Origin of the sequence: Actinomadura sp. (assembly GCF_044508335.1) — a bacterium.
Taxonomy (GTDB): domain Bacteria; phylum Actinomycetota; class Actinomycetes; order Streptosporangiales; family Streptosporangiaceae; genus Spirillospora.
The window spans coordinates 1-12,949 of the sequence record NZ_JBIQHY010000074.1 but is presented as its reverse complement, the minus strand read 5'-3'; the positions used below and the strand labels follow the sequence as shown (position 1 = coordinate 12,949).

Below are 12,949 nucleotides of genomic sequence, written 5' to 3'. Positions count from 1 at the left end.
GATCTCCCCTGCCTCAGACCCTGCGACGCTTGGGCGGGCGGCAGCCGTTGTGCGGAACGGGCGTGACGTCCTGGATCGAGCCCACCTCCAGGCCGGTCGCCTGCAGCGACCGGATGGCGGTCTCGCGGCCCGAGCCCGGGCCCTTCACGAAGACGTCGACCTTGCGCATGCCGTGCTCCATCGCGCGCCGGGCGGCGGCCTCGGCGGCCTGCTGCGCGGCGAACGGGGTGGACTTGCGCGAGCCCTTGAACCCGACGTGGCCCGAGGAGGCCCAGGAGATCACGTTGCCGTTGGGGTCGGTGATCGAGACGATCGTGTTGTTGAACGTGCTCTTGATGTGGGCGTGCCCGTGAGCGACGTTCTTCTTCTCCTTGCGGCGCACCTTCTTGGCGCCGACACGGCTCTTAGGAGGCATTCTGCTCTCTCTACTCTGAGGTCATCGATCCGGAGGACCGACTCCGGACTACTTCTTGCCGGCCTTCTTCTTGCCGGCCACGGTCTTCTTCTTGCCCTTGCGGGTACGCGCGTTGGTCTGCGTGCGCTGACCGTGCACCGGAAGCCCGCGGCGGTGCCGGATGCCCTGGTAGCACCCGATCTCGATCTTGCGGCGGATGTCGGCCTGCACCTCGCGGCGCAGGTCTCCCTCGGTCTTGTAGTTCGCCTCGATCCAGTCGCGGAGCTTGACCAGCTCTTCGTCGCCGAGCTGGTGCACCCGCAGGTCGCCGCTGACGCCGGTGCCCTTGAGGGTCTCCAGCGCCCGCGTCCGGCCGATGCCGAAGATGTAGGTGAGAGCGACCTCCACGCGCTTGTCGCGCGGGAGGTCGACGCCGAGGAGGCGTGCCATATGGGCAGTTCCCTTCATAGTGCGGAGGTATGGACGCACCGCGTCCGCACACACCCTGCCCGGGTGGCGGCCCCGGCCTCCGGCGATCCGGGGGTGGCCCTCCACACGCCGCTGCCGTACGACCCGGTCACGGGACTCGTACGGCGGCGTGTGAAGGCTGCGATGCGCTTGTCCGGTTGTTGAGCGTCAGCCCTGACGCTGCTTGTGGCGCGGGTCGGAGCAGATGACCATGACCCGGCCGTGCCGGCGGATGACGCGGCACTTGTTGCAGATCTTCTTGACGCTCGGCTTGACCTTCACTGGGTCTCCTGGAGATGAGGGTCACCCCCGCGCCGCCACGCACGGGGAAGGCAACCCCAGTGGGATTACTTGTAGCGGTAGACGATCCGACCGCGCGTGAGGTCGTAGGGGCTCAGCTCCACAACGACGCGGTCGTCCGGCAGGATCCGGATGTAGTGCATCCGCATCTTGCCGCTGATGTGGGCGAGCACCTTGTGCCCGTTCTCGAGCTCCACCCGGAACATGGCGTTCGGGAGCGACTCGATGACGGTGCCCTCGATCTCGATGGCCCCTTCTTTCTTGGGCATGTCCTCCGCGCTTCACTGATCGGCTCATTGGACGCGGCCCGGCTCTCCGGTGGAGAATCGACCGCAACCCACCGCGACGCGAGAGCGTCGGAAACGGGGAAACAGGCGGCCGACGACGGACCGACAAAGGAGTCTACGTCAACCGGACGCACAACGCGAAATCGGCGGACGCCACGGGTCCGGAGACTGCTCCCGACTCAAGCATACATCGCCTGCGCGTTGTACCTTTCCAGGAGTAGAGACGTCAGAGGAGGGTCAGCATGCCGAGCTATGACTTCGCGCTGATCCTCAGCCGTCCCTTCTACGAGGACGAGCTCGACCCGCTGTTCGACCGCACCCACGGGGCGGTCACGGTGTCGATCATCAGCGAGCCGGAGCCCGCCGACGGCCCGGCGGCCGCCGCGCACCGGCCGTACGACGAGCCCCGCGCGGCCGACCGGCTGGGCAACGCGTCCTGCTCGTGGCCGGGCGCCACCCTCGCCGCCGCGATCATGGAGGTGGTCGGGCACGTCGAGGAGAGCGCCCCCGGCCTGCACGTCCTCCAGGTCGAGGCCGACCCGCTGCTGACCATCCGCGACATCGCCGAGCGGGTGGGCCGCTCGCTCGACTCCGTCCGGCACGCGATCACCGGCGCCCGCGGCGCCACCGGCTTCCCCTCCTCGGAGATGTCGACGGCGGGCCACCGGCTGTGGCGCTGGTCGAAGGTCGCCGCCTGGTACGACCTGCACGACCCGCAGCTGGTCGAGGCCAAGCCGACCGTCCAGGCGATCAACGGCTGGCTCGCCCTCCGCGACGTCGTCCCCGACGTCGCCCCCGCCCCCGAGGACGTCACCTCGGCCCTCTCGCTGGTGATCCCGCACGTCGCCTGAAAGATCACCACGAGGGGGCGCACCAGCGGGGGTCCGGCTCGGTGCTGGCGAACCAGACCGCCGGGATGGTGCGGCCGTCGGGCAGCCGGTACGTCTCCGGGCCGGGAGCCGGGTCGAAGCCGGCCCGCCACAGGGAGCGGACGCTCGCGGCGTTCGCGGGCTCCGCGCCCGCCCGGACCACGGTGAAGCCCAGGTGCCGGTGGGCGAGCGCCGCGCCGGCGGCGAACAGCTCGGCGCCGAGGCCGCGGCCGCGGTAGGCGGGGGCCAGGTGGCCGCCCAGCTCGCACACCTCGCGAGACAGCGGGGTCAGGGTGACCGTCCCGGCGGCCAGGCCCCGCTCGGGATCGATCGCGAGCAGCGACGTCGCGACGCACCGGCGCGGCAGCCCGAGCCGCGTGCGCCCGCGGCCGGGCGGCGCGGACAGCAGCCGGGCGCGCTCGTCCTCGGGGACCAGGACCGCCGGCTCCCAGCCGAGCCACCGCTGGGCCGCGGGATCGCTGCCGGTGGCGGCCGCGACGCGCAGGTCCGCGGCGGTCGGCGAGCGGAGGCGCAGCCGGGGGGTCAGCACGACGTGGCGGCCCCGCGCGCAGCCGCGGACGGCCTCCCTCGACCCCTGGCGCGTCGGCATGCTCGGTTCTCCCTTTCCGCGGGGCACGGTAGCGGAATGGAGGGCTGTCCGAAATGCCGTTCACATTCGCACGAGTCGACAGGGCGGCCGGCGGGGGCGAAGATCGTCCCGGGGGAGACGGCCGGCGCGCCCGGCACGGCGTCCGTGATGTGCTTGGGGCAAGGGGAGGATCCATGGCGATCATCGCGCAGCTGAGCGACATCCACCTGGCGGCCGGGCGGGACGGCGAGGTGGACGACGGCTCCGGGCCGGTGCGCGCCCTGCGGTCCGCCGTGTCGAGCCTGCTGTCGCTGCCCGCCCGCCCCGACGCGGTCGTCCTCACCGGCGACCTCGCCGACGCCGGCCGGCCCGCCGAGTACGCGCGGCTGCACGCCCTGCTGTCGCCGCTGCCGATGGCCGTCTACCCGATGTGCGGCAACCACGACGACCGCGACGAGCTGCGGAAGGTGTTCGGCGACCACCCGGCGGTCGCGGCTACCGGGACGGCCCCGCAGGCGCCCCTGCAGTACGCCGTCGACATCGCGGGCGTCCGGCTGGTCTGCTGCGACACCACCGTGGACGGCCACCCGCACGGGCACATGAGCGAGGAGCGGCTGGCCTGGCTGGAGGAGGCCCTCCGCGCGGCCCCGGACACCCCGACGGTGATCGCCACGCACCATCCGCCGTACCCGATCGGGATGCGGTTCATCGACGACCTGCGGTTCGTCGACCCGGCCGGGTTCGCGTCCGTGATCAACCGGCACCCGCAGGTGGTGCGGATCATCTCCGGGCACGTGCACCGGGCGTCGGTCGGGTCGCTCGCGGGGCGGGTCAGCACCACCTGCCCGAGCACCTACCGGCAGCTCTTCCTCGACCTCACCAAGCAGGGGCGCGCCGCCGTCACCGGGGAGCCCGCCGGGTTCGCCCTGCACCTCATCGGCGAGGACGGCACCGCCACGACGCACTTCGCCCCGACAGGCAACTACCGCCCGCTCATGGACGTGGAATAGGGCGAACGCATACCGGGGCGCAGCGCGTCAGTCGCCGCGCCGGCCGCCGAAGACGGTGCGCATCAGCAGGATCGCGCCCCACGGCCCCGCCACCCAGATCCACCACGGGTACACCGCGCCGGACGTCAGAAGGATGATCAGCCAGACGGTGAAGTTGATCGCGCTGACCGTCGCCCACGCGCCCCACATCGCCCGCGTGCCGCGCACGTCCAGATCGCGGGACGGGGCCTTCGCCTGGGTCGCGGTGCTCTTCGGCTGCGTCGCCGGGACGGGCAGCTGGTAGAGGTCCTCCTCGGGCAGGTCCGCCGTGATCCGCTGGAGGTCCCCGATGGTCTTCGACCGGTACACCGAGTCGAGCCGCTCCTGGAGCTCGTCCATCGTGATCCGGCCGAGCGCGCAGTGCTCGCGCAGGCCCGCGGCCACGCGGTCGCGGTCGGCGTCCGACGCCCGGACGTCAGGGTTCGGCGCCATCGTTCCTCCGCTTCTCAGGACGAGCCGCTCAGGATGAGCTGTCCTTCCCATTCTGCGTGGCCGAGGCCAGCTTCTGGAACCACTCGCGGCCCTCGTCCAGCGCGGTGAGGACGCGCGGGCCGTCCGCCGTGACCGCGAACGTGTGCTCGAAGTGCGCCGAGCACCGCCCGTCGGTCGTCACGACCGTCCAGCCGTCGTCCAGCTCCCGGGTCTCCTTCGTGCCGAGGTTCACCATCGGCTCGACCGCGAAGCACATGCCGGGCTCCAGGACGGGGCCGTGCCCGGCCGGGCCGTGGTTGGGGATCAGCGGGTCCATGTGCATCTCGGTCCCGATGCCGTGCCCGCCGTAGCCCTCAACGATGCCGTAGCGGCCCTGAGAGCGGATGTAAGCCTCTATCGCGTGCGACATGTCCGAGAGGCGGGCCCCGGCCTTTCCGGCCGCGAGACCGCGCCACAGGGACGTCTCGGTGACGTCCAGGAGCGTCCGCAGCTCCTCCGTGATCTCACCGACCGGGACGGTGATGGCGGCGTCGCCGTGCCAGCCCTCCACGATCGCGCCGCAGTCGATGGAGATGACGTCGCCGTCCTTGAGCACCTTCCCGGCCCGCGGGATGCCGTGCACGATCTCCTCGTTGATCGACGCGCAGATCGTCCCGGTGAAGCCGTGGTAGCCCTTGAAGGACGGGATGCCGCCGTTGTCGCGGATATGCCGCTCGGCGAGCGTGTCGAGGTCCAGGGTGGTGATCCCCGGCTTGACCGCCTCGCGCAGCAGCTCCAGCGTGCGGCCGACGAGCAGCCCCGCCGCCCGCATCAGCTCGATCTGCTCCGGGGTCTTCATCTGGATGGTGGGCCTGCGCCGCTTGAACATCATTCCCCCTGCACCGGGTCGGCCGCCGCGCGGATGCGGAGCCGCCGGCCCCGCATCCGCCCTGTCACTGCTCCAGCGGGCGCAGCGCGGCGAGCGCGCGCTTGGTGACCTCTTCGACCGGGCCCGTGGCGTCGATGCCGACCAGGATGTGCTCGTCGGCGTAGAACTGCACCAGCGGCGCGGTGTCCTGCTTGTAGACCTCCAGGCGGTGCATGACGACCTCTTCCTTGTCGTCGTCGCGCTGGAAGAGGTGACCGCCGCAGTCGTCGCAGATGTCGTCCTGCTTGTCGTCGAAGTCGACGTGCCAGATCCGGCCGCACTTGTCGCAGGTGCGCCGGCCGGACAGCCGCCGGACCACCTCGTCCTCGTCGACGACCAGTTCCAGGACGATGTCGAGCCGGGTGTCCCACTCGGCGAGGATCTTCTTCAGCGTCTCCGCCTGCGGGACGTTGCGCGGGAACCCGTCCAGCAGGAACCCGTCGCGGGCGTCGTCCTCGCCCAGCCGGTCGCGCACCATCGCGATCGTGACCTCGTCCGGGACGAGGTCGCCGCGGTCCATGTACTGCTTGGCCTGCCGGCCGAGTTCGGTCCCGCCGCTCACATTGGCGCGGAAGATGTCACCTGTCGATATTTTCGGGACCGACAGATGAGATGCGATGAACTGGGCCTGTGTCCCCTTGCCCGCTCCCGGGGGGCCCACCAGCACGATACGCACTACCGGAGGAAGCCCTCGTAGTTGCGCTGCTGCAGCTGACTCTCGATCTGCTTCACGGTATCCAGTCCGACGCCGACGACGATGAGAATGCTCGCGCCACCGAAGGGGAAGTCCTGGGTCGCGTTCAGGAGTGCGAACGCCACCATCGGGATCAGGGACACGAGCCCCAGGTACAGCGCACCGGGTGTGGTGATCCGGGTCAGCACGAAGTCGAGGTACTCGGCGGTCGGCCGGCCAGGACGGATACCTGGGATGAATCCACCATACTTCTTCATGTTGTCGGCGACTTCAGTGGGGTTGAAGGTGATGGCCACATAGAAGTACGTGAAGAAGATGATCAGGACGAAGTAGAACCCCATGTGCCAGGCGTTGTCCTGCTGCAGGTACGGCTGGATCTTCTGCAGCCACTTGGTGTTGGGCCACAGCTGCGTCGCCAGGATCGGCAGGTACAGCAGCGAGGACGCGAAGATGATCGGGATGATGCCGGCCTGGTTCACCTTCAGCGGGATGTAGGTCGACGTCCCGCCGTACATGCGCCGGCCCACCATCCGCTTGGCGTACTGGACGGGGATGCGCCGCTGGGCCTGCTCGACGAACACGACGCCCGCCATGATGGCGAGGCCGACCAGGACCACGATCGTGAAGACGAAGCCGTTCTTGGCCTTGTAGATGCCCCAGAACTGGCCGGGGAAGACCGCGACCACCTGGGTGAAGATCAGGATGGACATGCCGTTGCCGACGCCGCGGTCGGTGACCAGCTCGCCCAGCCACATGATGACGGTCGTGCCCGCCACCATGCAGATCACCATCGTGATGATCGGGAAGATGCCGGTGTCGTGGAGGATGTCGCCGCTGCCGGACACCCCCTGGAACAGCTGCCCGGTGCTCGCCATCGCCACGATGCCGGTGGCCTGCAGGATCGCCAGCCCGACCGTCAGGTAGCGGGTGTACTGGGTGATCTTCGTCGTGCCGGCCTGGCCCTCCTTCTTCAGGGCCTCCAGCCGGGGGATCACCACCGTCAGCAGCTGCAAGATGATGCTGGCCGTGATGTAGGGCATGATGCCCAGCGCGAAGACGGACAGTTTGAGAAGCGCGCCACCGCTGAACAGGTCGACGAGGCCGTAGAGCTGGTTGCTCTCCTTCGCCGCGTCCGCGGTGTCCTTCAGCACCTTCACGTTCACGTTCGGCGTGGGCAGGATCGAGCCCACCCGGAACACCAAGATCATGGCCAACGTGAAGAGCAACTTCTTACGCAGGTCAGGCGTACGGAAAGCCCGAGCGAACGCGGTCAGCACCATTCCTCCTGCGCGACTGGCGGGTTCATCATGGCCACCGAGGGGCCGGTTACAGGTCCATGAGGTCGGGCGGAGGATACCCGAGGAGACGCGTAAGTGCGCAATCTCACGCGAGTCGCCTTCGCCCGTGTGACTCTAACAGCAGATGACGCCGGGGCCGCCCCGCCTTTCCCGGAGACCTCACGGTCCCGGGCGTCGGGCGAGCACGGCCCCGGCATCGAAAGTGCTTTCCTACAGCTCGTCGGTGGTTCCGCCGGCCGCGGCGATCTTCTCCTTCGCGGCGCCGGAGAAGGCGTGCGCCTTCACCTGGACCGCGACGGAGATCTCGCCGGTGCCGAGGACCTTGACCGGGCGGCCGCGGCGCACCGCGCCCTTGGCCGCCAGGTCGTCCGCCGTGACCTCGCCGCCCTCGGGGTAGAGCGCGGCGAGCTTGTCCAGGTTCACGACCTGGAACTCGACCCGGTTCGGGTTCTTGAAGCCCTTCAGCTTCGGCACCCGGCGGATGAGCGGCATCTGGCCGCCCTCGAAACCGACGGGGACGGTGCTGCGGGCCTTGGTGCCCTTGGTGCCGCGGCCCGCGGTCTTGCCCTTGGACGCCTCGCCGCGGCCCTTGCGGGTCTTGGCCTTGTTGGCGCCGGGGGCCGGACGCAGGTCGTGCACCTTGAGGGGCGTGCCCTCCGTGGCGTCCGCCATGTCAGTCGACCTCCTCGACGGTGACCAGGTGCGCCACCGTCCGGATCATGCCGCGCACCTCGGGGCGGTCCTCGCGGACCACGCTCTGCCCGATCTTCTTCAGGCCGAGGGTGCGCAGCGTGTCACGCTGGTTCTGCTTCTCGCTGATCACGGACTTCTTCTGCGTGATCCTCAGGTTGCTCACGACTGCGCGACCTCCGCCCTCGGCTCGCTGCCCGCGGCGCGCGCGCGCAGCATGGCCGCCGGGGCGACGTCCTCGATCGGCAGGCCGCGCTTGGCCGCGATCTCCTCCGGACGCTTCAGCGACTTCAGCCCCGCGATCGTGGCGTGCACGATGTTGATCGCGTTGTCGCTGCCCAGCGACTTGCTCAGCACGTCGTGGATGCCGGCGGCCTCCAGCACGGCGCGCACCGGGCCGCCGGCGATGACGCCGGTACCGGGGCTCGCCGGGCGCAGCAGGACCTCGCCCGCCGCGTCCCGCGCCTGCACCAGGTGCGGGATGGTGCCCTGGATCCGCGGGACCTTGAAGAAGTGCTTCTTGGCCTCCTCGACGCCCTTGGCGATCGCCGCGGGCACCTCCTTGGCCTTGCCGTAGCCGACGCCGACGGTGCCGTTGCCGTCACCGACGATCACCAGGGCGGTGAAGCTGAAGCGACGCCCGCCCTTGACGACCTTGGCGACACGGTTGATCGCCACGACCTTCTCGATGTACGACTGGCCCTTGTCGGCGCCACCGCGGCGGTCGTCGCGGCGGTCGCGACGGTCGCCGCCCTGACCGCCGCCACGCCTCTGCGCTGCCATCAGTGGTTCCTTCCAGTAAAGGTGGTGGGTGGGAGCTGGAGGACGGTCATCAGAGCTCCAGGCCCCCTTCGCGCGCACCGTCCGCGACAGCGGCGATACGGCCGTGGTACTTGTTGCCGCCGCGGTCGAACACGACCGCGTGGACGCCGGCCTCCTTGGCCCGCGCGGCGACGATCTCGCCGACCTTGCGCGCCTTGGCCGTCTTGTCGCCGGAGTCGGCGCGCAGGTCCGCCTCCATCGTCGACGCGCTGGCCAGCGTGTGGCCCTTGTCGTCGTCGATGACCTGGACGAACACGTGCCTGCTGGAGCGGGTCACGACCAGGCGAGGCCGCGCGGCGGTGCCCACGACCTTCTTCCGGACCCGCAGGTGCCGGCGCTTGCGGGCCTTGACCCGCGCCGACGTGGCCTTCGCGGCCAGGGTCTTCGTGCCTGCCATGGCTACTTACCAGCCTTTCCGACCTTGCGGCGGATCTGCTCACCTTCGTAGCGCACGCCCTTGCCCTTGTACGGGTCGGGCTTGCGCAGCTTGCGGATGCGGGCGGCGATCTCGCCGACGAGCTGCTTGTCGATGCCCTCGACGGTCAGCTGCGTCGGCTTGTCGACCGTGAACTTGATGCCCTCGGGGGCCTCGAACGGGATCGGGTGGCTGTAGCCGAGGGAGAACTCCACGTTCTGCCCCTTGGCCACCACCCGGTAGCCGACGCCCTGGATGACCAGGGTCTTCTTGTAGCCCTCGGTCACCCCGACCACCATGTTGTTGATCAGCGTCCGGGTGAGCCCGTGCAGCCCGCGCACCTTGTTGACGTCGTTCGGCCGGGTGACGACGATCGTGCCGTCCTCCTGGCTGACCTCGATCGGCTCGGCGACGGTGTGCGACAGCGTGCCCTTCGGTCCCTTGACGGTGACCTCCCGGCCGTCGAGGGTCACCTCGACGCCGCTGGGCACGGTGATGGGAAGACGTCCAATACGAGACATTGTTCGGTACCTCCCCTCACCACACGTAGGCGAGGACTTCCCCGCCCACGCCGCGCTTGCCCGCCTGGCGGTCGGTCATCAGGCCGGAGGACGTCGAGATGATCGCGACGCCCAGCCCCCCCAGGACCTTCGGCAGGTTGTCCTTCTTCGCGTACACGCGCAGACCCGGCTTCGAGACGCGCTTGATGCCGGCGATGGAACGCTCGCGGGTCGGGCCGAACTTCAGCTCGATCACGAGCTCCTTGCCCACCTTGGCGTCCTGCACGCTCCAGCCCGAGATGTAGCCCTCCTGCTGGAGGATCTCGGCGATGTGCGCCTTGATCTTCGAGTACGGCATCGCCACCGAGTCGTGGTACGCCGAATTCGCGTTCCGCAGACGCGTCAGCATGTCTGCGATCGGGTCGGTCATCGTCATGGCCTACTGGCCCTCCCTCGCCACGGTTTCCTCGGGTCGATGCGTCCCGTGGACCTTTGGCGCGGTCGTGGGCGTCCTCGCGGACGCCCGGTCGGCTATTACAGGCCGGTTTCCGCCCCCCGGGGGTCGTCCCCGGGGGAGGCGGTCACCAGCTGGACTTGGTGATGCCGGGCAGCTCGCCGCGGTGGGCCATCTCCCGGAAGCACACGCGGCACAGGCCGAACTTCCGGTAGACGGAACGCGGGCGCCCGCAGCGCGAGCACCGAGTGTAGGCGCGCACCCCGAACTTCGGCTTCCGCGCCGCCTTGGCGATCAGCGACTTCTTCGCCATGCTCAGCTCTCCTTGAAGGGGAAGCCCAGGAGCTTGAGCAGCGCCCGGCCCTCGTCGTCGGTCTTCGCGGTCGTCACGACCGTGATGTCCATGCCCCGCTGCCGGTCGACCTTGTCCGGGTCGACCTCGTGGAACATGACCTGCTCGGTCAGCCCGAAGGTGTAGTTGCCGTTGCCGTCGAACTGCTTCGGCGACAGGCCGCGGAAGTCGCGGATGCGGGGCAGGGCCGTGGACAGCAGCCGGTCCAGGAACTCCCACATCCGGTCGCCGCGCAGCGTGGCGTGCGCGCCGATCGGCATGCCCTCGCGCAGCTTGAACTGCGCGATGGACTTGCGGGCCCGGTTCACGGCGGGCTTCTGGCCGGTGATCAGCGACAGGTCGCGGATCGCGCCCTCGATCAGCTTGGCGTCCTTGGCCGCGTCGCCGACGCCCATGTTGACCACGATCTTGGTCAGCGTGGGGATCTGCATGACGTTGGCGTAGCCGAACTGCTCGCGCATCTGCCCCGCGATCTCCTCGCGGTAGCGGACCTTGAGCCTCGGCGTCGGGACGGGACGCTCGGTGACGGTCTCGGTCATCGGTCTCAGATCTCCTTACCGCTACGGCGCGAGATCCGAACCTTCGTGCCGTCCTCGTTGATGCGGTAACCGACCCGTACCGGCTTGCCGTCCTCGACGATCGCCACGTTGCTGACGTGCAGCGGCGCCTCGACCGTGACGCGGCCGCTCTCCTTGCCGGCACGCTGCTGGTCGGCCTTGATGTTCTTGGTGATGAGGTTGACGCCCTCGACGACCACCCGCTCCTCGCGGGGGATGACGCGCAGGACCTTGCCCGTCGCGCCCTTGTCCTTGCCGGCGAGGACGATGACCTCGTCGCCCTTGCGGATCTTCATCAGAGCACCTCCGGCGCGAGCGAGATGATGCGCATGAACTTCTTCTCGCGCAGTTCGCGGCCCACCGGGCCGAAGATACGGGTGCCGCGGGGGTCGCCGCCGTCCCGGATCAGGACGGCGGCGTTCTCGTCGAAGCGGATGTAGGAGCCGTCCGGGCGCCGGCGCTCCTTGCGGGTGCGCACGACGACCGCCTTGACGACGTCACCCTTCTTCACGCCCGCGCCGGGAAGGGCGTCCTTCACCGTCGCGACGATGATGTCGCCGACTCCCGCGTAGCGCCGACCCGAGCCGCCGAGAACCCGGATGCAAAGGATCTCCTTCGCACCCGTGTTGTCGGCGACCTTGAGTCGCGACTCCTGCTGGATCACGTCAACTCCTGTTCGTCACACCGGTTCTGTACCGGACCTCGTCCGGCCAGCCTGGTGGAACCAGTCATGTACAAGTGCGGGACTCGCGCCCCGCGGGCCTACTTGGCCTTCTCGAGGATCTCCACCACGCGCCACCGCTTGGTGGCCGACAGCGGGCGGGTCTCCATGAGCCGGACGCGGTCGCCCACGCCGCACTCGTTGCCCTCGTCGTGCGCCTTGTAGTTCTTCGTGCGGCGGATCACCTTGTGGTACCGGCGGTGGGTCACGCGGTCCTCGACGGACACGACCACGGTCTTGTCCATCTTGTCGCTGACCACGAGCCCCTCAAGGACCTTGCGGGTGCTCCGCTTCTCCGTCTGCTGCTCGGTCATTCGTTGTCCTCCGCGGCGTCCTCGGCGACCGTGACGATGCCGAGCTCGCGCTCCCGCATCACGGTGTAGATGCGGGCGATCTCGCGCTTGACGGTGCGCAGCCGCCCGTGGCTCTCCAGCTGGCCGGTCGCGGCCTGGAAGCGGAGGTTGAACAGCTCCTCCTTGGCCTCCTTGAGCTTGGCGACCAGGACGTCCTCGGGCTCGGTCCGCAGGTCCTCGGCGGTAAGACCCTTGGCCATCAGGACTCACCCACCTCTCGCTTGACGATCTTGCACTTCATCGGAAGCTTGTGGATCGCGCGGGTGAGCGCCTCGCGGGCCACCTGCTCGTTCGGGTAGGAGATCTCGAACAGCACGCGGCCCGGCTTCACGTTGGCCACCCACCACTCCACGGAGCCCTTGCCGGAGCCCATGCGGGTCTCGGCGGGCTTCTTGGTCAGCGGACGGTCCGGGAAGATGTTGATCCAGACCTTGCCGCCGCGCTTGATGTGCCGGGTCATCGCGATACGCGCGGCCTCGATCTGCCGGTTCGTCACGTACGCGGCCTCGACGGCCTGGATGCCGTACTCGCCGAACGTCACCCTGGTGCCGCCCTTGGCCATGCCGCGGCGCTTCGGGTGGTGCTGCTTGCGGTGCTTGACCTTGCGAGGGATCAGCATCGGTTACTCAGCTCCCCTCACCCTGCGGAGCAGCCTCGGCCGCCGGGGCCGGCTGCTCGGAACCCTGCTGCTGCTTCTGCTCGGCGCCGCCGCCGCGGCCACCGCGCTCGCCGCCGCGCCCGCCACGGCCGCCGCGACCGCCGCCGCGGCGGTCACCGCGGCGCTCCCGGCCGCCGCCC

25 protein-coding genes are annotated in these 12,949 nt (G+C 69.5%); 3 read left to right on the top strand and 22 right to left on the bottom strand.

Annotation, left to right across the window (positions count from 1 at the left end; all coding sequences use genetic code 11):
- Positions 1 to 13: 13 nt before the first annotated feature.
- From rpsK to infA, 4 genes are all read right to left on the bottom strand, one after another.
- Entirely contained in the window at positions 14 to 415 is a 402-nt protein-coding gene (gene rpsK / locus ACIWVC_RS22890; protein WP_021596710.1) for a 30S ribosomal protein S11, read from the bottom strand.
- A gap of 48 nt (positions 416 to 463) precedes the next feature.
- Positions 464 to 844 carry a 30S ribosomal protein S13 gene (gene rpsM / locus ACIWVC_RS22885; RefSeq protein WP_396451056.1) on the bottom strand — a complete coding sequence of 127 codons (381 nt, stop codon included), beginning with the start codon at positions 842 to 844 and terminating at the stop codon, positions 464 to 466.
- 186 nt (positions 845 to 1,030) lie between these two features.
- Positions 1,031 to 1,144, bottom strand: a complete 114-nt coding sequence (rpmJ, locus tag ACIWVC_RS22880; RefSeq protein ID WP_021596712.1) for a 50S ribosomal protein L36 — start codon at positions 1,142 to 1,144, stop codon at positions 1,031 to 1,033.
- Positions 1,145 to 1,209: 65 nt separating this feature from the next.
- On the bottom strand, positions 1,210 to 1,431 hold the full coding sequence (infA, locus tag ACIWVC_RS22875; protein WP_067629441.1) for a translation initiation factor IF-1: 222 nt from the start codon (positions 1,429 to 1,431) through the stop codon (positions 1,210 to 1,212).
- 260 nt (positions 1,432 to 1,691) lie between these two features.
- Between infA and ACIWVC_RS22870 the strand changes: the two genes are divergently transcribed.
- Complete coding sequence (locus ACIWVC_RS22870; protein WP_396451058.1) at positions 1,692 to 2,300, top strand: hypothetical protein; 609 nt, start codon at positions 1,692 to 1,694, stop codon at positions 2,298 to 2,300.
- 4 nt (positions 2,301 to 2,304) lie between these two features.
- Here ACIWVC_RS22870 and ACIWVC_RS22865 read toward each other — a convergent pair whose 3' ends face one another.
- A complete protein-coding gene (locus ACIWVC_RS22865; protein ID WP_396451060.1) occupies positions 2,305 to 2,928 on the bottom strand; it encodes a GNAT family N-acetyltransferase in 624 nt (207 codons plus the stop codon).
- A gap of 173 nt (positions 2,929 to 3,101) precedes the next feature.
- Here ACIWVC_RS22865 and ACIWVC_RS22860 point away from each other — a divergent pair, with 173 nt between their 5' ends.
- Complete coding sequence (locus ACIWVC_RS22860) at positions 3,102 to 3,917, top strand: phosphodiesterase (protein ID WP_396451062.1); 816 nt, start codon at positions 3,102 to 3,104, stop codon at positions 3,915 to 3,917.
- A gap of 27 nt (positions 3,918 to 3,944) precedes the next feature.
- Here the strand turns inward: ACIWVC_RS22860 and ACIWVC_RS22855 are convergent, their stop codons facing one another.
- The 17 genes from ACIWVC_RS22855 to rplP all read right to left on the bottom strand — a co-directional run bounded on the left by ACIWVC_RS22855 (position 3,945) and on the right by rplP (position 12,770).
- Positions 3,945 to 4,388, bottom strand: coding sequence for a DUF1707 domain-containing protein (locus ACIWVC_RS22855; RefSeq protein ID WP_396454553.1), 444 nt, complete (start codon positions 4,386 to 4,388; stop codon positions 3,945 to 3,947).
- Between the two features lie 28 nt (positions 4,389 to 4,416).
- Positions 4,417 to 5,256 (bottom strand): type I methionyl aminopeptidase, encoded by an 840-nt coding sequence (gene map, locus ACIWVC_RS22850; RefSeq protein WP_396451099.1) that lies wholly within the window; start codon positions 5,254 to 5,256, stop codon positions 4,417 to 4,419.
- A 64-nt stretch (positions 5,257 to 5,320) separates the two neighbouring features.
- Positions 5,321 to 5,971: an adenylate kinase gene (locus tag ACIWVC_RS22845; protein ID WP_396451066.1), complete on the bottom strand. Its 651-nt coding sequence runs from the start codon at positions 5,969 to 5,971 to the stop codon at positions 5,321 to 5,323.
- Positions 5,971 to 7,197 (bottom strand): preprotein translocase subunit SecY, encoded by a 1,227-nt coding sequence (gene secY / locus ACIWVC_RS22840; RefSeq protein WP_396454552.1) that lies wholly within the window; start codon positions 7,195 to 7,197, stop codon positions 5,971 to 5,973. Before secY ends, ACIWVC_RS22845 begins: the two co-directional genes overlap by 1 nt.
- Before the next feature lie 300 nt (positions 7,198 to 7,497).
- Complete coding sequence (rplO, locus tag ACIWVC_RS22835; protein ID WP_396451069.1) at positions 7,498 to 7,959, bottom strand: 50S ribosomal protein L15; 462 nt, start codon at positions 7,957 to 7,959, stop codon at positions 7,498 to 7,500.
- A gap of 1 nt (position 7,960) precedes the next feature.
- A complete protein-coding gene (gene rpmD / locus ACIWVC_RS22830) occupies positions 7,961 to 8,143 on the bottom strand; it encodes a 50S ribosomal protein L30 (protein ID WP_396451071.1) in 183 nt (60 codons plus the stop codon).
- A complete protein-coding gene (gene rpsE / locus ACIWVC_RS22825) occupies positions 8,140 to 8,760 on the bottom strand; it encodes a 30S ribosomal protein S5 (RefSeq protein ID WP_396451073.1) in 621 nt (206 codons plus the stop codon). The genes rpmD and rpsE overlap by 4 nt, the downstream gene beginning before the upstream one ends.
- A 49-nt stretch (positions 8,761 to 8,809) precedes the next feature.
- Positions 8,810 to 9,196 (bottom strand): 50S ribosomal protein L18, encoded by a 387-nt coding sequence (gene rplR, locus ACIWVC_RS22820; RefSeq protein ID WP_396451075.1) that lies wholly within the window; start codon positions 9,194 to 9,196, stop codon positions 8,810 to 8,812.
- 2 nt (positions 9,197 to 9,198) lie between these two features.
- A complete protein-coding gene (gene rplF / locus ACIWVC_RS22815; protein WP_396451077.1) occupies positions 9,199 to 9,735 on the bottom strand; it encodes a 50S ribosomal protein L6 in 537 nt (178 codons plus the stop codon).
- A 16-nt stretch (positions 9,736 to 9,751) separates the two neighbouring features.
- On the bottom strand, positions 9,752 to 10,150 hold the full coding sequence (rpsH, locus tag ACIWVC_RS22810; protein WP_396451079.1) for a 30S ribosomal protein S8: 399 nt from the start codon (positions 10,148 to 10,150) through the stop codon (positions 9,752 to 9,754).
- 145 nt (positions 10,151 to 10,295) lie between these two features.
- Entirely contained in the window at positions 10,296 to 10,481 is a 186-nt protein-coding gene (locus ACIWVC_RS22805) for a type Z 30S ribosomal protein S14 (protein ID WP_018657585.1), read from the bottom strand.
- A 2-nt stretch (positions 10,482 to 10,483) separates the two neighbouring features.
- Positions 10,484 to 11,059 carry a 50S ribosomal protein L5 gene (gene rplE / locus ACIWVC_RS22800; protein WP_396451081.1) on the bottom strand — a complete coding sequence of 192 codons (576 nt, stop codon included), beginning with the start codon at positions 11,057 to 11,059 and terminating at the stop codon, positions 10,484 to 10,486.
- A gap of 5 nt (positions 11,060 to 11,064) precedes the next feature.
- The gene (gene rplX / locus ACIWVC_RS22795) at positions 11,065 to 11,373 is read right to left on the bottom strand and encodes a 50S ribosomal protein L24 (RefSeq protein ID WP_250359996.1); all 309 of its coding nucleotides are present in this window, start codon (positions 11,371 to 11,373) and stop codon (positions 11,065 to 11,067) included.
- The gene (gene rplN / locus ACIWVC_RS22790) at positions 11,373 to 11,741 is read right to left on the bottom strand and encodes a 50S ribosomal protein L14 (RefSeq protein WP_067629407.1); all 369 of its coding nucleotides are present in this window, start codon (positions 11,739 to 11,741) and stop codon (positions 11,373 to 11,375) included. The genes rplX and rplN overlap by 1 nt, the downstream gene beginning before the upstream one ends.
- A 98-nt stretch (positions 11,742 to 11,839) precedes the next feature.
- Positions 11,840 to 12,112, bottom strand: coding sequence for a 30S ribosomal protein S17 (gene rpsQ, locus ACIWVC_RS22785; protein WP_396451083.1), 273 nt, complete (start codon positions 12,110 to 12,112; stop codon positions 11,840 to 11,842).
- Positions 12,109 to 12,351, bottom strand: a complete 243-nt coding sequence (rpmC, locus tag ACIWVC_RS22780; RefSeq protein WP_396451085.1) for a 50S ribosomal protein L29 — start codon at positions 12,349 to 12,351, stop codon at positions 12,109 to 12,111. Before rpmC ends, rpsQ begins: the two co-directional genes overlap by 4 nt.
- Positions 12,351 to 12,770: a 50S ribosomal protein L16 gene (rplP, locus tag ACIWVC_RS22775; RefSeq protein WP_396451087.1), complete on the bottom strand. Its 420-nt coding sequence runs from the start codon at positions 12,768 to 12,770 to the stop codon at positions 12,351 to 12,353. Before rplP ends, rpmC begins: the two co-directional genes overlap by 1 nt.
- Here rplP and ACIWVC_RS22770 point away from each other — a divergent pair.
- A partial coding sequence (locus ACIWVC_RS22770) for a hypothetical protein (protein WP_396454551.1) occupies positions 12,754 to 12,949 on the top strand: 196 nt, incomplete at its 3' end. The genes rplP and ACIWVC_RS22770 overlap by 17 nt on opposite strands.